The organism is Micromonospora endophytica (genome assembly GCF_003236305.1).
Taxonomy (GTDB): domain Bacteria; phylum Actinomycetota; class Actinomycetes; order Mycobacteriales; family Micromonosporaceae; genus Micromonospora; species Micromonospora endophytica.
This window is the reverse complement of sequence record NZ_POTX01000001.1, coordinates 61023-79327: the sequence shown is the minus strand read 5'-3', so window position 1 is coordinate 79327 and position 18305 is coordinate 61023. Positions and strand designations below refer to the sequence as shown.

Below are 18305 nucleotides of genomic sequence, written 5' to 3'. Positions count from 1 at the left end.
TAGGGATGAGCACCGCGGTGCGCCCGCATCGGCGGGCCGCCGCGAACTCAGGCTGCGGTGAGCGGCACCGTCGCCCGTGCGCCCCCGGCGCGGGCTACCGCGAACGCGTACAAAATCGGATTGACCCCGTGATCGCGGGCGATCCACCCGCAACCGTCCAGGTCGGCGACCGCCGCCGCCGGCGGCACCGGCGCGGCCAGCGCGCGGACCGCCGCGCGCAGCGACTCCGGCAACTGCCGGTAACCGCGGTCGAGGGCCGCGCCCACCGACAGGTCACCGGCGGTGAGCGCCGCCAGCTGCCGCCCCGGCCGGTCGAGCTGTGCCCTGAGACGCTCGATCGACCACGCGTGCCGGGTCCGCACCCGGTTTGCCACGGTACGCAGCGCCAACGGAAGACCGTGGCAGTGTTGCGCCAGCTCGGCCGCCCCCGCGTCCGGGACCGCCGGACCGATCATTCGATACAGGGCCAGCTCGGCGTCGGGCGCGGGCAACGGTGTGAGCACCCGCCGCGCGCGCCCCAGTGGCAGGCGCAACCGCCCGGACGTGGTCACCACCGCTACCGATGCCCCTCGGTCCGGCAGCAGCGGTGCCAGCCGGACCGCGTCGGCCGCATCGTCGAAGACCAGGAGCAACCGCCGCTCGTCGAGCAGTCGCCGCCACGCCGCGACCGCGAAGGCGTCATCACCCGGCACGTCGACACCCAGCGAACGCGCCAGCTCCCGGGCCAGCGCGGCGGGGTGCGGGGCGGGCGAGCCGGTCAGCCCCACGAACCGCACCCCGTCCGGGAAGTCACCGCTCAGCCTGGCGGCGGCCTGCGCCGCCAGCGCGCTCTTGCCGATGCCGGGCAGGCCGGCCAGCTCGATCACCCGGTGCCGGGCCACGGCGTCGGCCAGCCAGTCGAGGTCGTCGTCGCGCCCGGTGAAACAGGGCGTCAGCCTGGGCAGCCCGGTCGCCGCCGGCTCGATCCGGACCGCGGCCCGCAGCCGGGTGCCGTCGTCCGGCCCGAGGCGCAGGGCCTCCGCCAGCGCGGCGAGGGTGCCTTCGTGTGGACGCCGGATCCGGCCCCGCTCGATGCCGCCGATGGTGCGCGGGCTCACGCCCGATCGTTTGGCCAGGTCGTCAATGGTCAGTCCGGCGGCGGTGCGCAGCACCCTCAGCGCGGAACCGCCCGCGAGTCGTCCACAATCACTCACAGCCCGCCCCCCCCCGATGGGTGTGCTCAGCCCCTCAGAGGGACGCTAGTGACTACGCTCCGGTAGCATCACCCCTGCCGCTGTGTTACTGAACACATGCTCACGGTGAAGTTGCCGATTCTTCTGCATGGATCCGCGCCGTCACTCTCGGTTGACTCTGGGCCATGCAGACTTTCCGAACCGCCCTGCGGGTGGCCACGGCCGCCCTGCTCACGCTCTCCGCTGTCGGACTGACCACGGCCGGGGCCGCCGCCGCCTCGCCGGCCGCACCGTCCGGCGTACCCGCCGCGAATCTCTTTGACAGGCTGTCACCCACGGTGCAGAAGCGCATGGCCGGGCAGGTGGCCCTCGTCGACGCTGCCAGCGTCATCCGATCCGCTGTGGAGGCAGGTGAGCCGCGCGGCTACGCCGGCCTCGGCCTGGTCGACGGGCACGTCACACTCTGGTGGAAGGGGTCGGTGCCGGCCGACATCGCCACCGCCGTGCGAAGCGTCGGGAAACTCGCCGAGGTACGGGTCGAGCCGGCCCGGTACAGCGGCAGAGAGCTACAGGCCGCGGCAGCGAAGCTGCGCCGAGTCGTGGCGAAGGACCACGCGGATGCCGCGCACACCGTGCGGATCAAGACCGACGGCAGTGGGCTGGAGGTCGCCGTCGACACCACCGGCGGCGCGAAGGTCCCGGCGCTGCCCGCCACCGGCGTGAAGACCAGCACCGTCGCGGCGGAGAAGCTGGAGCAGCACGCCACCCGCTTCGACGACGCGGCCCCATGGAACGGTGGCGCGCGCATCTGGAACGGCGGCGGTGACCTCTGCACGTCCGGCTTCGGGGTACGCGATCTCGCCGATGACACCCCGTATGTGCTGACCGCCGCGCACTGCGGACCGCTCGGCGGCGAGTGGTTCGACGGCGTCGGCGACCCGATCGGGTTCATCGTCGAGCGCCACGGCCCGCACGACATCGCTCTGCTCAGCGCAGCGTCGGCCGGCAGTGACGTGTACGTCGGCGGCCTGCACGAGTCGACGACGGTGCCGGTGGCCGGCTGGACTCAGGTCTTCCCCGGCCAGATCCTCTGCCAGTCCGGACAGACCACCGCCGAGATCCACGGCGAGCCGATCTGCAACCTTGAGGTGCAGTTCCACTACACCGACGAGCAGGACCTGGTCGAGGCCACCCAGCTGGACGGCGGGGAGACCGGCTACGGCGGCGACAGCGGCGGCCCGCTCTACCAGGTGAACCCGAACGGATCGGTGCTGGCCGCCGGCACCCACACCAGCGGTGCCGGCACCGGCATCGGCTTCCAGGACTTCGCCACCGTACGCGACGACTTCGGCGACATCGTCCCGGTGACCGCCACCGCGGGCCCGGCGACCTGTCAGGTGTCCTACCAGGTCACCACCTGGTCGGGCGGCTACACCGCGAACGTGACCATCTACAACTCTGCCGCCGCCGTCAACGGTTGGCAGCTGGCCTGGAATCTGCCGGCCGGCAGCACCATCACCACCCCGTGGAACGCCGCGATCACCCAGAACGGCACCGCAGTGACCGCCTCGAACCTGGCCTACAACGCCAGCATCCCGAACGGCGGGGCCGTCACCTTCGGCTTCAACGCCACCGGCACGCCGCACACGCCAGCGCCGATCACCCTGAACGGCAAAACCTGCGCCTGATCATTCACCCACCAGGGCCTGGCAGCGGAAGCTGCCAGGCCCTGGTGGCCTGCTGCACCACAACGCCGTTGCCGATCGTCATGACGCACCTGAGCAGCAGCGCCAGATCGGTCTCCGCAGGCAGGTCGCCCTCGTCGACAGCCCGCCGGAAGCGCGCACTCGACATCGTGCTGCCGTCCAGGGCCGGGCCGGGGCTCACCGGGCGGTCGGAGCGGCGCCGATGGTGACCACGCGCGCCCACTCGGGCGAGGAATCCGGCCGGTAGTCCGGGTCGTCCTCGTCCCACCTGACGGCGCGGTGGAACAGCCCTACGACGGTGCGGCAGGGCGGCCGTGAGGCCGGCCAGGGCGTTTGCCCGTCGGTCAGCACGACGACAACGTCCGGGCATGGGCCCTGCCGAAGCGCGCGGGCGAAACCCGTACGCAGATCCGTACCCCCACCACCGATCAGCGGGATGTCCTCGGCCCGGCACAGTGGGCGGACGACCTGGGCCGACGCGTCGCAGGGAAGGACGGTCACCAGGTCGCGACGGCCACCCACGGCCCGGGAGATCGCGGCAACCTCGAGCAGGGCACTGCCCAGTTCGGCGTCGCTGACCGAGCCGGACGTGTCGATGATGACGCAGACCCGCGGGGGCCGGCGTCGCAGCGCCGGCAGAACGACGCCGGGTATGCCGGCGGAGCGCCGCGACAGCCGGCCGTAGGTGTAGTCCTCGCCCACCCCGGGCGTCGAGACCGCCGAACGGACCGCCGCTCCCAGGAGTTCCCGCCACGGCTGCGGTGGCTGGAATGCCTGCTCCGCCCACCGGCGCCAGCCCTGGGGGACGTTTCCCGGTCGGCCGGTGATGCCCTCGGCCACCCGGAACCGCACCGCGTCCCGTTCCTGAGGGCTGAGCGCGTGTGCGCCGTCGGGTCCGAGGTCCCATTCCCGCGGCAACCCGTCGACGCCGCTGCCGCAGTCCAGCCAGGCCAGGTGCTGGGTACGCGGTCCGAGCCGGAACTGACGCAGGTAGTCCTCCATCAGTTGCCCCTCGGGCAGCAGCAGAGAGCTGGGCTCGACCGCGCCTTCGGGGCGGGCCAGCCCCTCCCCGAACACGTCGTCGTTGATTTCACAGTCCGCGGCGATGTTCATCCGCAGCCGCTCCCCCGGCCCAGTCAGCCCGCGTTCCCGGGCGACCCGGTCACTGCGCCCATGGTGGTCACGGAGCAGGTGCGAGACCTCGTGCACCCACACTCCGGCGAGCTCCTCCACCGAGGTCCGGTATACGAAGGCGGGCGAGACGTAGCAACGCCAGTGCGCGTCCACTGCCATCGTCGGCACCCTCCGGGACTCGACCACGTGCAGGGCGAACAGCGCCGTCGCCAGGTAGGGCCGGACCCGGGCGGCGTGCAGCCGGGCGGTGAAGAGCTTGTCCCGGTCCAGCGTCAACGTCCTGGCATGGTCGATGCTCATCGGCCGGTCCCCGCGCCCGCCGCGGCCCGGGCCGCCGTCTGATCTGCTCGCTGGGACAGGGACACCGCCCCGGCGAGCCGCTCGATCGACGCCGGCACGTCCCAGTCTTGCTGGCGCAGTCGGGCGAGGGTGGACGCGGGTACGACCACGAGGTCCGGAGCACCCGTCTCCAGTGCCCGGACCAGCAGTGCCCAGGCGGCGTCCCAGCGGGACCGCTCCGGACGCCGGCGCACCGCCTCCACCACGCCGTCCAACACGGCCTGGCGCAGATCGCCCCGCTCGGGCAGAACGGCCGTGGCCGGGTCGGCCAGCAGCGCCTCGGGGTCGGGAAGGTCCATCCGGTCCAGGCTGGCCAGTAGCTCCAGTCCCGGGCCATCGCCCACGGTGCCTCTGACCAGATTCGACAGGACCTCCCGGGAGGTGTCGGCCGCAGTGGCGAAGGCGATCAGGCGCAGGGTCATCTCCCAGCTGCGGGGTGACGGCCACGGGCCACCGCGACCAGCCTCACTCGTGGGTAGCCGGTGAACGAGCCCCGGGCGGGCCGACAGGAGCCCACACACCGCGCGACGAGCGAAGGTGACAGCGTCCGGCAGCCGTTCCGGGTCGAGCCGGGGCAGCGTGGCCCGGGGCCAGGTCCCGCTCAGGCCGCGTACGACGACTTCGTGGTCGTGGGTCCAGCGCAAGTGCACGAAGCGGTTGGCCAGCGGTGGGCTCAGCTCCCAGCCGTCGGCCGCCGAGGATCGCGGGTTGGCGGCGGCCACGATCCGGACCCCGGCCGGCAGGCGCAGGCTGCCGACCTGCCGCTCGAGCACGAGCCTAAGCAGGGACGCCTGCACGGCCGGCGGGGCGGTGGAGAGTTCGTCCAGGAACAACAGTCCCCGACCGGCGCGTACCAGGCGCACGGCCCAGTCCGGCGGCGCCATCGGAACGCCCTGGGTCGCCGGGTCGTCGCCGACCACGGGCAGTCCCGAGAAGTCGGACGGCTCGTGGACGCTGGCGATCACCGTGGTGAGCGGTAGGTCCAGGGCTGCGGCGAGCTGCGTCAGCGCGGCGGTCTTGCCGATTCCCGGCTCGCCCCACAGCAGCACCGGCAGGTCGGCGGCCACGGCCAGGGTGAGTGCCTCCAGTTGCGGGTCGGACCGGGTCTCGGTGGTGGTGTCGTGGAGCAGCACGAGCAGGTCGGCGGCGACGTCGAGCTGCGACATCGGGGTGGGGTCGGTCAAGGTGCGGGTAGGAAGCATCTGTGATCACCTGTGAGGTCGTGGTGGACCGGCCTGGAGCCGGGCGAGGAAAGAGGCCCGCTGGTCAGCGGGGAATCGCGTGGCGCGGGTGAGAGCGGCGGTCACGCTTGGGCCGCAGGTCCGAGAAGGAAGGAGCAGGTCCAGGTCCGATCAGCCCGGCCCGGAACAGCCCGTACGAGATTCGCCGCAGCGCGGCGTTCTCCAGTTCCTCCCGCAGGTTCCCGTCGCGCAGGAGCGCTTCGGGTCCGAGCAGGGCCTCGACGGTGGCCAGCGCACCGGCGGTGTCGCCGTGGTCCAGGCGGGCGCGGATGTCGGGAAGGCACTCCGGTCGGCGGTGCGCTTCGTCGATCGCCTGCAGGCAGGGCAACGGGGTGCCGGTCAGCGCGGCCAACAGTTCCTCCCGGCGGATTTCTGCCGGGTGGTGGTCGAGGGGTGTGAGCGCACCGTTCACCGGGCCGATGCGGTGCCAGGCTCCCCGGCAGGCCACGAGACGTGGCGCTGTTGCCGGCTCTGGGGACGCCGGCACGCCGGCTGATGGATGACCGGGCGCGAGCGCGGCGGCCACCAGCGGGTGGAGCCGGTCGACCTCGATCAGCCCGTGGCGCAGCAACTCCAGGTCAGGCGTCACCCAGGTCGCCACGTCGGGCAGCACCGGCAGCCCGGCGACACGAAAAGCCCGCGCCGCCCCGGCGATCCGCGCCGCAGGTGGCCGGAGGTCCGGTCCCGCCGGAGCGATGTCCAGGAGCAGACGGCGTCGTGGGCCGATGCGTACCGCCACGGTGCCGCCGGCCTGCCCCTCGGCGTGGAGCAGCAGCGCCGCCTCGGCCGCCCACCGGTGCACCGCGTACCCGCACTCTCGCAGCCCGTCCCAGATCGGATCAGGGCTGGTCGCGGAGGCGGTATCGGATGTCATCTGCTGGATGCCCGACCGGCTCCGTAGCTCATCGGCTCTGCGTACGTCCCACAGATGACGATGCAGGTCGAGGCGGAACCGACGGTCAGGATGGGTCTCGGCGGGAGATCCGGTCCACAATGCCAGGCTGATCCGTTGGCCCGCATCCGCCCAGGCCGGTGGTGTCCGGGCGACGAGGTGCACCGGCTCGGCACCATCGTGTTCCGCCGGACCGTACCGGGCCAGCGAGACGGTCAGGCCCGGCCGCAGCAGTCCGTCAGGCGCGATCCTCGGCATGTGCCAGCGCAGCAGGTCAGGCGCGAGGTGCCGGAGATCAGCCCGAAGCCAGGTGGCCACCGCACGACCGTGCCGTTGGATTACGGCGCGCAGGTCGAAGTCGACATCGACGCGGGCGGCGGCGCAAGCGCCAGCCCAGTCACCCACCTGACGACGAGCGGTCGCAGCTTCGATCATGGGGGGCGGCACGGCGTACTCGCGTACCCGCCGCCAGAGGGAAAGACGAGAATCCGCATTCGCGGCCAGGGAGCGCATCAGCACTCACCTTGCACGAACCGGACCCCCAATCTGAGAGGAGGATTCATCGCGGCGGAGCATAGCGCCCCGCCGTGAGCTCCGCCAAGCCCCAAGGGGGCGACGCGGCACCTTCATCCGCGCCGGTGCGATCATGACCGGCGTCGAGACCAATGCGGCCCCAGACTTGGGCGGCACTCGGATCACCGGTCCGACGGTGCTCCGGCGGTCGCCGGGTCGCTGTGGAGAAGCGCGCGGGTCAACGGGTGGTCTGCGTGGGTGAGCAGGGCGTCGGCCGGGCCACGGTCGACGACGACTCCGTTGTCGAGAACGACGATCTGGTCGGCGAGGTGAGCGACCACGTCGCGGTCGTGGCTGATCACGACGACGGTCAGGTGCAGGCTGCGCCGCAGCTCGTCGAGGAGCGTGAGGATGCCGTGCTGCGTGACGCTGTCGAGCCCGGCGGTCGTCTCGTCGCAGATGAGGACGCGGGGTTCGCCGGCGAGCGCGCGGGCGAACGCGGCGCGGTGCAGTTCGCCGCCGGAGAGCCGATCTGGACGCTGGATCACGGCATGTTCGGCGAGGCCCACCCGTTCGAGCAGGCGGAGGGCGGTGCGGCGGGCCTGCTCCGGCGTGGCGTTCCGCAGCTGACGCGCGGGACCGGCGGTCTGGTCCAGGACCGGCAGGTACGGGTTGAAGCTGGCTCGTGCGTCTTGGAACACGTACTGGATGGCACCGAGTTCGTGCCGCTGGCGTCGGTCGAGGTCAGTGGCGAGGTGATGCCCACCGAGGGTCACGTCGCCGGTGCGGGCGGGATGCAGACCGGCGATGCAGCGGGCGAGGGTTGTCTTGCCGCTTCCGGATCGGCCGACCACGGCGAGGCACTGTCCGGCGGGGACGGCCAGGCTGACGTCGCGGAGCACCTCGCGCTGGCGACCGCCGTCGCGGTGGGTCGCGCTCAGGCCGGTGACCTGCAACAGCGGCCTGTCCTCGGGTACCACCGCCGTCGGCCGGGCCGGCGGCGCCGCGAGCAACTGCCGAGTGTCCCGGTGTCGTGGCGTGGCTAGCACCTCGGCCGCCGGGCCGTATTCGATGGCGGCGCCTCGGTGCAACACGAGGATCTGGTCGGCGACGGCTCGTACGAGGTGCAGGTCGTGGCTGAGCAGGATGACGGCGATGCCCTCCCGGGCGAGTTTTGTCAGTTCTCGGGCTACGTCGTTGCGGGTGAGCGCGTCCTGTCCGGTGGTGGGTTCGTCGGCGATGAGCAGGACGGCGTGCGCCAGCAGGGCGTGCGCGATCACTAGGCGTTGTTGCTGACCGCCGGAGAGCTGGTGGGGAAAGCGGCGCAGGAAGCGGCGGTCGGCGGGCAGGCTGACGCGTTCGAGTACGGCCGCCACGGTGCGCTGGTGGGCGCTGCGGCTGCCGTCGGGTGCCTGGTGCCTGGCGATCTCGTGGAGCACAGCACCGATCCGGCGTACGGGGTTGAGCGCGGCGACGGGTTGCTGGGGCACGTAGCCGACGGTGCCGGGCTTGGGCGGGGTGGCGGTGGTGACGGGCTGGCCGGCCAGGGTGATGGTGCCGGTGCGGGTGACGCCAGGGGTGCCCTCGCCGAGCAGCGCCCGGGCGGTGGTGGTCTTGCCGCTGCCGGAGGCGCCGATGACGGCGAGGATCTCGCCGGCAGGCAGCCTGAAGGAGATACCGTCAAGCAACGTCCGGTCGACGGTCCTGGCCGCCAGTTCCTGCACCTGGAGAAGTGCTTCGTTCCCTTGCGGACGGTCCCCCGTCCTGGCCTGCGCGGGTGCTGGTGCCGGGCTGGGAATGGCGCGGGTGGTCAGCATCCGGTCGGTGACCAGGTTGAGACCGACGGCCAGGGAGATGATCAGCGCGGCCGGCACGGCGACGGCCCAGGGCTGGAGGAACAGCCCGGTGCGGTTGCGGTCCACCATGACGGCCCAGTCCGCGGCGCCGGGTGCCACGCCGATGCCCAGGAAGCTGGCGGTGGCCACCAGATACATGGCGCCGATGAACCTGACTCCGGCGTCGGCGAGCAGGATCCGGCGGATGCCGGTGCCGACGTAGCCGGGGCCACGCCGCCACCAGGTCTCGCGGTACAGACGCATCGCCTCCATCGCCGGTCCGTGGGCCAGCGGCAACGCGGCGGCGCGGGTGATCCGGGCGATCTCCGGCAGTCCGACCAGCGCGACTATCCCGACGAGGGTGAGCTGTCCGGGCGGCGCGGTGGCGGCCAGCAGGATCAGCACCAGCAGCGACGGCACCGCCAGAGTCAGGTCGAGCGGACGCATGAGCAGTTCGTCGACCCACCGGCGGCGGGTGGCGGCGGCCAGCAGGCCGACCGGCACGCCGACGAGGTACGCCAGCATCGTCGCGCACACGGCGACCACGACGACGGACCGACCGCCGAGTAGGACCTGCTGTCCGACGTCGCGGCCGACGAAGTCGGTGCCCAGCACCCCGTCGCCGGAGAACGGGAACGTGCGGTCGGCCGGCTCGCCTGCCAGCAGCGGGCCGAACGCGGCCAGCGCGAGCGGCACGGCGAGCAGCACTGCCCCGGTCAGGGTACGCAGCCGCCTCATCGCACCGCCCCGGTGCGGGGTGCGAGGCGGAACGCCACCAGATCGGCGGCCAGGTTCACCACCACTGTGGTGACGGCAACCAGGACACAGAGCGCCTGCACGGTGGGGATGTCGCGGGTGGACACGGCATCGACGAGGGCGGTGCCGAGGCCGGGGATGACGAACACCGCCTCGACGACGATGACGCCGCCGAGCAGCCAGTCGGTGGTGCGGGCGAGTTGCTGCACGATCGGCGCCAGAGCGCCGGGCAGGGCATGGCGAAGCCAGAGCCGGCTGCCGGTGATGCCGAGCCGTCGGGCGTGGCTCACGTACTCGCCGCGCAGGGCGTCGAGCATGCCGGCGCGGGTGAGTCTGCTGATGGTGCAGATCGGCCGGGCGAGCAGCACGAGCAACGGCAGCACGAGCACGGACGGCTGGGTGAGCAGGTCGGCGCCGAACGCGGTGGGAGGTAGCCAGCCGAGTCGGACGCCGAAGACGGCGATGAGCAGGATCGCCAGGGCGAACTCGGGCACCGCGTACAGCGCGACCGACACCGCGGACACCACCCGATCCAGCCGTCCCCCTTCTCGGCGGGCCGCCAGCATGCCCAGCGCGATGGCGAGTGGTATCAGCACGAGGAGGGTCACCGCCGCCAACAGCAGGGTGGCGCCCGCGCTGTCGGCGAGCCGGTCGACGATCGGCCGCTGTGAGATCAGCGAGACGCCGAGGTCGCCGCGGATCAGGTCGGCCAGCCAGTCGAGGTACCGCTGCCAGGCCGGTCGGTCGAGGTCCAGTTGCGCCCGGATCGCGGCGATGCGGGCCGGGTCGGGGTGGTCGCCGGCGATCACCACGGCGGCGTCACCGGGCAGCGCCTCGGTGAGCACGAACACGATGGTGGTGATCCCGGCGACCTGCCCGAGGCCGAGCAACAACCGCCCGGCGGCGTAGCGGGGCAGATTCACCCCAGCCAGACCTTGTCGAAGCGGGCCCAGTCGAGGGTGTTGGCAGGGGCGTTGGCGGACACTCCGCCGACGCCGGGGGCGGTGGCGACGAGGAAGTCGGCGAAGCCCCAGATCAGGAATCCACCCTCAGCGTGCAGGGTGCGCTGCATGTCGCCGTACGCCTGGCGGCGGGTCGCGTCGTCGGCGCTGGCGACGGCCTTGGCGTAAAGGGCGTCGAACTCGGGACGGGCCCACCGGGTGGCGTTGGTGGTGGAGTTGGTCAGTAGCCGCTGCGAGATGTGGGTTTCGATGGGCATGGCACCGGAGCGGTACGAGGCCAGCACGCCGGAGTCGAGAATGTCCCTCCAGTAGGTGTCCTTGTTGCCCATCGCGGTTTCGATCACGAGGCCGGCCTGCTTGGCCTGTTCGGCGAAGACGCTGGCGGCCTCGACGAACCCGCTGGCCACCGACGCGGTGTCGAGTGTGATGCGCAGGCCCTTGGCATCGGCCTTGTCGATGAGGAACCGGGCGCGGTCGAGGTCGCGGGTGCGCTGGGCGATGTCGTCGGCGTAGTACTGGTAGCCCTTGCCGAAGAGGTCGTTGCCGACCTGCCCGGCTCCGGCGAGGACGGTGTCGACCAACTGTTGGCGGTCGGTGAGCAGGAACATGGCTTCCCGCAGGTCACGGTTGTCGAACGGCGGCCGGTCGACCTTCATGGCGAACGACTGCATGGTGCTGTTCGGCATCCGGATGACTGTCATGCGGCCGCCGTCGGCGTGGGTACGCGCGGTGGTGGGAGTGATGTCGTGCGCGTAGTCCACCTGGCCGGCGAGCAGGGCGTTGACCCGGGCCGACTCCTCGTTGCTGATCAGATACTCCAGCTCGTCGAGGTGCGCGCCGCCCTCCCAGTAGCCGTCGTACCGGGTGAGCAGCAGCGACCGGCCGGGCTGCCAGGAGTCGAAGGTGAACGGCCCGGATCCGACGGGCCGTTCGAAGCTGTCGGCGCCCTCGGGGACGATGTACGCGCCGAACGCGGCCAGCGCGTTGGGAAACTCGGCGAAGGGCCGCTTGAGGGCCAGCTCCAGGGTGCGGTCGTCGACGGCGCGGCTGTTGGGCAGGTCGAGTAGTTCGAGGCTGGCCTTGGCGCGGAAGGCCCGCTTCGGATCGGTGATCCGGGCGTAGCTGTAGAGCACGTCGGCGGCCCGGACCGGCTTGCCGTCGTGGAACGTGGCCGGGCGCAGGGTGATCCGCCAGCGGGTCAGGTCGCGGTTGGGTTCCCAGCGTTCGGCGAGGCGGGGTTGGATGGAGACGTCCGGGCCGTAGTCGGCGAGCTTGTCGAACATCGCCTTGGCCCGCGACGCCTCGTTGAACAGGTTCGCCTGGTGCGGGTCCAGCGTCTCGTTGACGCCGCCGCCGGCGAACGCCGCCCGCAGCCGACCGCCGCGCCGGGGTTGCCCGGCCGAGCTGGCGGCCGGGTCGCCGCCCGGGCCGCAGCCGGTCAGCAGGGCGGCGGAGATCGCGGCGGCTCCGCCGAGCAGGCCGCGGCGAGACACTCTCGACGCGGTGACGGGCGAGTGAATCATGGTGGGTGTCCTTTCGCTAAGGGTGCGGGTCACGTCGCGTCGTTGCGGCGGCGGGCGACCAGGTGCAGGCGGTCACCGGAGAGGACGCGCGACAGCACGGCTCCCGGATGCCAGGGCGGGTCGGTTCGTGGGCCGGGGCTGTCGAACAGGGCCACGACGTCGAACCCGGCGGTGTCGAGCAGGTGCCGTAGCTCGGCGGGAAACAGCAGCCGCCATGCCGAGGTCTGCACCAGCGGTTCCGGGCAGGCCGGCCAGGTCCAGACACGTTCCCGGCGCAGCAGCTGCTCGCGGTGGTCGATCCACAGCCGCGTCCTGGAGGTGTACGTCAGGCCGCGCCAGGTCACGGTGCGGGTACGGGCGCCGTCGAGCAGTTCGGTGTTGCCGAGGAAGAACGCACCGTTGCGCATCTCCGCCAGCAGTAGCCCACCGGGGCGCAGGTGCCGGTGGCAGCGTTGCAGGAAGGCGGTCAGGTCGGCGTTGCGGTGGCAGTAGAGCAGCGCGCTGTCCAGGCAGGTGACGACGTCGAAGCGTTCGGTCAGCTCGAAGGCGCGCAGGTCGGCGCGGACGAACCGCACCCGGGGGTGGCGGTGCCGCGCGTAGGTCAGCATCGGCACCGACGTGTCCAGCCCGGTGGCGGTGTAGCCGAGCGTGGCGAGGTGCCCGGCGTCGCGGCCGGTGCCACAACCGACGTCGAGCAGTCGGGGCCCGGCGACGGTCCGGTCGGCGAATCGGCGCACGACGTCGTCGACGAACCGGGCAGCGACGTGACCCGGGTCGGGAAACTGCTGTTCGTACAGCTCCGGGTTGTCGGTGAGGAGGTTCTCTCCGCTCATGAGACGCTCACCGGAGCCGATGCGGGAGTGAGCAGGCCGCCGCGGCGCAGCAGCCATACCGCGCCCGCCGACGCCATCCCGACGCCTGCGGTGAGCAGCCACGCCGATCCGGGCACGCCCGCGTCGGCGGAGGCACCCACCGCCGCGCCGACGGCGGCCGTGCAGCCGGCGGCGAGGATCCCTGACACCAGGTAGAACAGGCCGAAGTAGGTGCCGGTCAGCCCGCGCCCGGCGAAGGCGGGGATCAGCTCCAGCACGAAGGGTTGGGCGATCATCACCCCGACGGTGAGCAGGACAGCAGCGGCCAGCACGGGCACCATCCGCAGCACCGGTGGCGCCGATTCCACGCGCAGCAGCGGCAGCAGGAACCCGGCTCCCATGACGGCCATCCCCGCGGTGATGCTCGTGCCGCGGCTCCAGCGGCCCTGCAGCCAGCCGGTCAGGGGCAGTTGCAGAGCGAGCGTCACCACGGTGGAGACGACGAACAACACGGCGACCGCCACGGGCTGCCCGGTGACGTGTTCCGCCTGCATCGGCAGGATCAGGTACAGCTGTGTCTGCAACGCGAACATGCCGGCCAGCGCCACGCTGAAGGCCAGGAACCGGCGGTCGGCGATGCCGGTACGCCAGTCCTGCCAGACGGTTGCCGCGCTGGGTTCGACCGGTTGGGCGGGCAGCCAGATCGCCTGCGCCACGGTGAGCGCGGCGAACACGGCTGCGGCGGCCAGCGCGGCGACCCGGAAGTCGACAACCAGCAGGGCGGAGCCGAGCAGTGGCCCGAGCAGCGCGCCGGCACTGGCGAACACGTTGAACAACGCGAACGCCTCGGCCCGCCGGTCGGCGGCGGCCTGCGCCACGTAGGTGCGCACGGCCGGGTTGAACAGCGCCCCGGCCAGCCCGGACAGGATCGACGCAGCCAGCAGGAACAGCAGTGACGTGCTGATGGCGAAGAGTCCGAAGCCGACGGCACGCAGGGCGCAGCCGGCGATGATGACGCCACGGGCGCCGATCCGGTCGGCGGCCGAGCCGCCCAGCAGGAACATGCCCTGCTGGCTGAGGTTCCGTACGCCCAGCACGATGCCGATCACGGCGGCGGACAGGCCGACGTCGTCGGCCAGGTAGCCGGCGAGGTAGGGCAACAGCAGGTAGAAGCCGACGTTGACGCCGAACTGGTTGACCACCAGCAGCCGGATGGACAGCGGGAAGCTGCGCAGGGTGACCCACGTCCTCATCGGGCCACCCGCACGCCGAGTCCGGGTTCGTCGGTCAGCCGCAGGACGCCGTCGTGGCCACCGATGCCGGTCCACGGATCGTCGGCGAGCAGCAGGTGCCCGTCCAGGTCGAGCCAACGGGCACCGCCGGTGAGGTGCACCGCTGGCGCGATGCCCAGCGAGCTGGCCACCAGGCAGCCCAGCATGAGTTCCATGCCGTAGGTGCTGGCCGCGGCCGCGATCTGCTGCGCGGCGTGGATACCCCCACACTTCGCGATCTTGATATTGATACCGGCGACCGCGCCCGCGAGGGGGTCGAGGTGCGCCACCGTGGCGGCATCCTCGTCGGCGATGACCGGCACGTCGGTACGCGCGCTGATCCAGGCGAGCAGCCGCGGTGTTCCGGGCGCGATGGGTTGTTCGACGGCGTCGATGCCGTGCGGACGCACCGCGTCGAGCAGCCGTACGGTCTGCTCGGGCGTCCAGGCGCCGTTGGGGTCGATGACGAGCCGGGCATGCGGCATGGCGGCGCGTACTGCGGCGATCCGGGCCGCATCCGCGAGATCCCCGCACTTGACCTTGATGAGCCGGAAGCCACGCCGGGCCAGCGCCCGAGCGGTGGCGGCAGCGTGGTCAGGCGCGACGAGGCCGATGGTGTGGGCCGTGGGCGCCGGCGAGAAGGCGGGCCGGCCAAGCCACCGATACACAGGCATCCCGGCACGACGGCCCAACAGATCGTGAACGGCGGCGTCCAGTGCCGCCAGCACACCGGCGGGCAGCTCAGCAGCGAGCGCAGGCAGCTCCGCAAGCAGCGCCTCGGGTTCGCCGTAGCCGCGTACGCGGTGCCTGAGCCCGGCCAGCAACCCGAGGATGGCAGCCAGGTCGAGGCCGTAGTAGCCGCTCGTGACGACCTCACCGTGGCCGGTGACACCGTCGTGGGACAGGTCGACCTGCACGGCGTCGCGTCCCGACATCGCCGAGCGGGAGATCCGCAGCGGTTCGTGCAGCCGCAGCGGGTAGGTGCGCCAGCCGAGCCTCATGCCGGCACCGCCAGGCTACGCAGCGGATCGAGGACCGTCCGGCAACGACTCCACCGGGTCACCTCGACGGCGTCCGGGTACGGGATCTCGATCGGATGGCCCGGAGCCGGGGCGAGCAGCCCGTGGGTGGCGCAGTACGCGTCGTCGAAGATCGAGTCGAGGTAGCGGTGCGGACCATCCGGGAAGATCGTGACCACCCGGGCACCGGGCTGCATGCGGCTGATCCACGCGGCGACCCGGGCGACGGCGCCGGTGCTCCAGCCGCCGGTGACGAACGCCGAACGCGCCAGCCGGCGGCAGGTGTCCACCGCCTCCACCGGGCCGACCCAGTGCACCTCGTCGAAGGCGGCGTAGTCGACGTTGCGGGGGAAGATGCTGCTGCCCAATCCGCGCATGAGCCGCGGCCTCGCGGGCTGACCGAAGATCGTCGAGCCGACGGTGTCGACACCGACGAGCCGCATCCCGGGCCAGTGCCGCCTGAGCGCTCGGGCCAGGCCGGCACTGTGCCCGCCGGTGCCGACGCTGCACACCAGCACATCAACGGCCTCGACCTGTGCGGTCAACTCCTCGGCGAGGGTGCAGTAGCCGGTGACGTTGTCCGGGTTGTGGTACTGGTCGGGCCAGTAGGCGCCCGGAATGCGCGCCAGCACCTCGTGCAGCCGGTCCAGGCGGGCCTGCTGCCATCCGCCGACCGGATGCGGCTGCTCGACCTTTTCGACCGCCGCCCCGTAGGCGGTCAGCAGCGCCCGCATCGATCGTTCCAGTTCGCGATCCACCACCAGGACGACCGGGTGGCCCAGAGCCTGCCCGGCGAACGCCAGCCCCAGCCCGAGGGTGCCGCTGGTGGACTCCACCACTGTGGCTCCTGGTCGAAGCTCGCCGCGCAGCCGAGCGGCCCGCAGCATGGCCACGGCGGCGCGGGCTTTCATGCCGCCCGGGCTCAGGTACTCCACCTTGGCGTGGAAGCCGCCGTGCGGGTGCGGCAGCGGGACATCGACGAACGCCACCGGGGAGCGCCCCAGCAACCCCAGCAGGTGCGGTACGCACGTGGCCGGGGCGGGGACGGTCAGCACGGCGACCCGGCGGCGACCCGATAGCGGTAGATCGTCGTCGGTCCGCCGTCGAGCCAGAAGAACGGGTACGGCTCGGCCGACACGGCGCTCAGTCCAGAGCCGAGGAAGCACGGTAGGACGGCGCTGCCGGTCTGCGCGAAGGCCACCATCGGCTTGCCGGTCGCGCGGGCGTGCCGCAGCAGCGGCTCGAATGTGCCGTTGCCCAGGGTCATCCCGGACACCAGCAGGGCGTCGCAGCCTTCCAGCAGGGCGGCGGCGTCCGGCAGGCACGGCTCGCCCCATTCAGTGCTGCCGCCCGCCAGATCGCAGGGCAGGTAGCTGACGCCGCGGCGGCGCAACTGTTCGAGCAGGGAATTCACCACACCGACGACCAGGACACGCCGCCCCGGAGCCACCGGTATCAGCTCCGCCACCGCGGTGGCCCGGGCGGTCGATTTGGCCAGCGAGCCACCTGCGGGGATCGTCACCGTGTCGTGGGCGGCCTGCGCATGCGGGCGGGCCGCGGCGAGGTAGGCGTCGAGGGCCGCGACGCGGACCGCCCGTACCGGGTGGGTCAGCAGTTCCGCGACGCCGCGCCCCACACAGTCGTAGGCGACCTCGTCGGTCAGCTCGTCCGGCTCCACCGCGCATGAACCGACGGTGGAACCCACCCGGAGGCTGAGCACGTGGTTGCGGTAGCCCCGGAGACGACCGGCGTGCCGGGCACCTTGCCGGGTGGTGAACGCGACGCTGACCAGTTCATCGGCCGGGTCGGGGCCGAGGTGGGCCGCGCGGACGGCCTCGATCAGATCGGTCACCGACGTGAACGGCTCACCGGTCTCGACCGGCGTCGGCGTCGTCACGCGAGGGCTCCCGCCATGTCGTCGGCGTACCGAACGCCCAGCCCGGCAACCAGTTCCTCGGCCCGGGCCCGGGCGCCGTGGCCTACGGTGTCCACGGTCATGACATGGCCGAGGTAGTTGTTGTTGCTGACCGCGTCAGCGGTGCGGTGCCCGGCGGGTTTCACCGCCCAGTCCACGACATCGGGAGCCGCGGTGAGCGCGGCCGAACCGTCGATCCCGGCAACGGTTCCGGCTCGGGGCGGAAGCAGGAACGAGATGGCTGCGCTGCGTACCCCCGTGTCGGCCACCCCGAGGTCCGGCTGTTCCCCGAGGGCGAGCTGGGCGAACACCATGGGGAGATCCACCCCTGTCGCCCGCCGGACCAACTCGGTGATCTGGTTACCCGCCGGGCGAGGGTTGATCTCCACCACCCGCGGCCCGGCTGCCGTCAGCCGCAGCTCGGTGTGTGCCACGCCGCGGTCGAACCCGACCGCGGCGAGGGCGGCGACCGCCATGTCACACACCGCGGTGGCCGTGGCGGCATCGAGCGCCGCGGGGAACATGTGCCCCGTCTCCACGAACCACGGCTCACCGGCCAGGCTCTTGTCCGTCACGCCGAGCACTGTGGTCGCCCGGTCGATCGTGACGGTCTCGACGCTGACCTCCGGCCCGACCAGAACTTCCTCCAACAGCACCAGCGACGAGCGCTGCTGGCCACGGGCATTGACCGGGAAATCGCCGAGGGCATCGAACGCCTCGCGCAGCTGTGTCCTGTCGGCCACCAGCCGGACGAACATCCCGGCGCACAGGTCGACCGGTTTGACGACCAGAGGGAAGCCCAGCCTGCGTGCGGCGGCCTCGGTGCCCGGCCAGTCCTCGGTGATCGCGAACGCCGGACCAGGCAGGCCGGCCGCCTGCATCCGCTGCCGCGCCAAGTCCTTGCGGTAGGCACACTCGACGGCTTCCGGGCGTGCACCAGGCAGGTCCAGCTGTGCGGCCAACTGAGCCGCGGTGCTGAGGTAGTAGTCACACGACGTGATGACCCCGTCGAACCGCAGCACCTCGTGCAGCCGCTGGACCTGGTGCCGCAGCGTGTCCAGGTCGTTGGTCTCGGCGGTGATCACGTTGTCCGCGGTGAGCAACGGGTGCACATCTTCGCCGACGCCCTGGCGCAGGTAGTGATGCAGGTTCCTGGTCAGGAAGGTGAACCGATGCCCTGCTTCCCGGATCGCCCGGGGCAGCAGGGTGCTCATC

15 protein-coding genes are annotated in these 18305 nt (G+C 72.0%); 1 reads left to right on the top strand and 14 read right to left on the bottom strand.

All coding sequences use genetic code 11. From position 1 onward, the window contains the following. Nucleotides 1-47: 47 nt before the first annotated feature. Complete coding sequence (locus C1I93_RS00285) at nt 48-1193, bottom strand: helix-turn-helix domain-containing protein (protein ID WP_111241139.1); 1146 nt, start codon at nt 1191-1193, stop codon at nt 48-50. Nucleotides 1194-1357: 164 nt separating this feature from the next. On the opposite strand from C1I93_RS00285, the gene C1I93_RS00280 reads away from it, so the two are divergent. After that, the gene (locus tag C1I93_RS00280) at nt 1358-2860 is read left to right on the top strand and encodes a cellulose binding domain-containing protein (protein WP_111241138.1); all 1503 of its coding nucleotides are present in this window, start codon (nt 1358-1360) and stop codon (nt 2858-2860) included. A gap of 4 nt (nt 2861-2864) precedes the next feature. On the opposite strand, the gene C1I93_RS00275 is transcribed toward C1I93_RS00280, so the two are convergent. The 13 genes from C1I93_RS00275 to C1I93_RS00215 form a co-directional block, all read right to left on the bottom strand. Continuing rightward, on the bottom strand, nt 2865-3059 hold the full coding sequence (locus tag C1I93_RS00275; RefSeq protein WP_111241137.1) for a hypothetical protein: 195 nt from the start codon (nt 3057-3059) through the stop codon (nt 2865-2867). Continuing rightward, entirely contained in the window at nt 3056-4312 is a 1257-nt protein-coding gene (locus tag C1I93_RS00270) for a vWA domain-containing protein (RefSeq protein ID WP_111241136.1), read from the bottom strand. Before C1I93_RS00270 ends, C1I93_RS00275 begins: the two co-directional genes overlap by 4 nt. Further along, nucleotides 4309-5553 (bottom strand): AAA family ATPase, encoded by a 1245-nt coding sequence (locus C1I93_RS00265; protein WP_111241135.1) that lies wholly within the window; start codon nt 5551-5553, stop codon nt 4309-4311. The genes C1I93_RS00270 and C1I93_RS00265 overlap by 4 nt, the downstream gene beginning before the upstream one ends. Before the next feature lie 64 nt (nt 5554-5617). Next, complete coding sequence (locus C1I93_RS00260; protein WP_111241178.1) at nt 5618-6997, bottom strand: hypothetical protein; 1380 nt, start codon at nt 6995-6997, stop codon at nt 5618-5620. Nucleotides 6998-7179: 182 nt separating this feature from the next. Beyond that, on the bottom strand, nt 7180-9570 hold the full coding sequence (locus C1I93_RS00255; RefSeq protein ID WP_111241134.1) for an ABC transporter ATP-binding protein/permease: 2391 nt from the start codon (nt 9568-9570) through the stop codon (nt 7180-7182). Continuing rightward, nucleotides 9567-10511 (bottom strand): ABC transporter permease, encoded by a 945-nt coding sequence (locus tag C1I93_RS00250; RefSeq protein ID WP_212808390.1) that lies wholly within the window; start codon nt 10509-10511, stop codon nt 9567-9569. Before C1I93_RS00250 ends, C1I93_RS00255 begins: the two co-directional genes overlap by 4 nt. After that, complete coding sequence (locus C1I93_RS00245) at nt 10508-12073, bottom strand: ABC transporter substrate-binding protein (protein WP_111241132.1); 1566 nt, start codon at nt 12071-12073, stop codon at nt 10508-10510. Before C1I93_RS00245 ends, C1I93_RS00250 begins: the two co-directional genes overlap by 4 nt. A gap of 29 nt (nt 12074-12102) precedes the next feature. Next, complete coding sequence (locus C1I93_RS00240; RefSeq protein ID WP_111241131.1) at nt 12103-12906, bottom strand: class I SAM-dependent methyltransferase; 804 nt, start codon at nt 12904-12906, stop codon at nt 12103-12105. Further along, entirely contained in the window at nt 12903-14138 is a 1236-nt protein-coding gene (locus C1I93_RS00235; RefSeq protein WP_111241130.1) for an MFS transporter, read from the bottom strand. The genes C1I93_RS00240 and C1I93_RS00235 overlap by 4 nt, the downstream gene beginning before the upstream one ends. After that, nucleotides 14135-15157: an enolase C-terminal domain-like protein gene (locus C1I93_RS00230; RefSeq protein ID WP_111241129.1), complete on the bottom strand. Its 1023-nt coding sequence runs from the start codon at nt 15155-15157 to the stop codon at nt 14135-14137. The genes C1I93_RS00235 and C1I93_RS00230 overlap by 4 nt, the downstream gene beginning before the upstream one ends. After that, nucleotides 15154-16230, bottom strand: a complete 1077-nt coding sequence (locus C1I93_RS00225; protein ID WP_111241128.1) for a PLP-dependent cysteine synthase family protein — start codon at nt 16228-16230, stop codon at nt 15154-15156. The genes C1I93_RS00230 and C1I93_RS00225 overlap by 4 nt, the downstream gene beginning before the upstream one ends. Then, nucleotides 16224-17072, bottom strand: a complete 849-nt coding sequence (locus C1I93_RS00220) for a Rossmann-like domain-containing protein (RefSeq protein WP_111241127.1) — start codon at nt 17070-17072, stop codon at nt 16224-16226. The genes C1I93_RS00225 and C1I93_RS00220 overlap by 7 nt, the downstream gene beginning before the upstream one ends. Further along, nucleotides 17069-18304, bottom strand: a complete 1236-nt coding sequence (locus tag C1I93_RS00215; protein ID WP_223256638.1) for an ATP-grasp domain-containing protein — start codon at nt 18302-18304, stop codon at nt 17069-17071. The genes C1I93_RS00220 and C1I93_RS00215 overlap by 4 nt, the downstream gene beginning before the upstream one ends. Between the last annotated feature and the right edge of the window lies 1 nt (nt 18305).

Excerpts from the sequence above, each read along its gene's own strand:
- C1I93_RS00245 (WP_111241132.1), bottom strand. The coding sequence starts at position 12,073 with ATGATTCACTCGCCCGTCACCGCGTCGAGAGTGTCTCGCCGCGGCCTG.
- C1I93_RS00260 (WP_111241178.1), bottom strand. The coding sequence starts at position 6,997 with ATGCGCTCCCTGGCCGCGAATGCGGATTCTCGTCTTTCCCTCTGGCGG.
- C1I93_RS00240 (WP_111241131.1), bottom strand. The coding sequence starts at position 12,906 with ATGAGCGGAGAGAACCTCCTCACCGACAACCCGGAGCTGTACGAACAG.
- C1I93_RS00215 (WP_223256638.1), bottom strand. The coding sequence starts at position 18,304 with ATGAGCACCCTGCTGCCCCGGGCGATCCGGGAAGCAGGGCATCGGTTC.
- C1I93_RS00270 (WP_111241136.1), bottom strand. The coding sequence starts at position 4,312 with ATGAGCATCGACCATGCCAGGACGTTGACGCTGGACCGGGACAAGCTC.
- C1I93_RS00235 (WP_111241130.1), bottom strand. The coding sequence starts at position 14,138 with ATGAGGACGTGGGTCACCCTGCGCAGCTTCCCGCTGTCCATCCGGCTG.
- C1I93_RS00265 (WP_111241135.1), bottom strand. The coding sequence starts at position 5,553 with ATGCTTCCTACCCGCACCTTGACCGACCCCACCCCGATGTCGCAGCTC.
- C1I93_RS00255 (WP_111241134.1), bottom strand. The coding sequence starts at position 9,570 with ATGAGGCGGCTGCGTACCCTGACCGGGGCAGTGCTGCTCGCCGTGCCG.
- C1I93_RS00280 (WP_111241138.1), top strand. The coding sequence starts at position 1,358 with ATGCAGACTTTCCGAACCGCCCTGCGGGTGGCCACGGCCGCCCTGCTC.
- C1I93_RS00230 (WP_111241129.1), bottom strand. The coding sequence starts at position 15,157 with ATGAGGCTCGGCTGGCGCACCTACCCGCTGCGGCTGCACGAACCGCTG.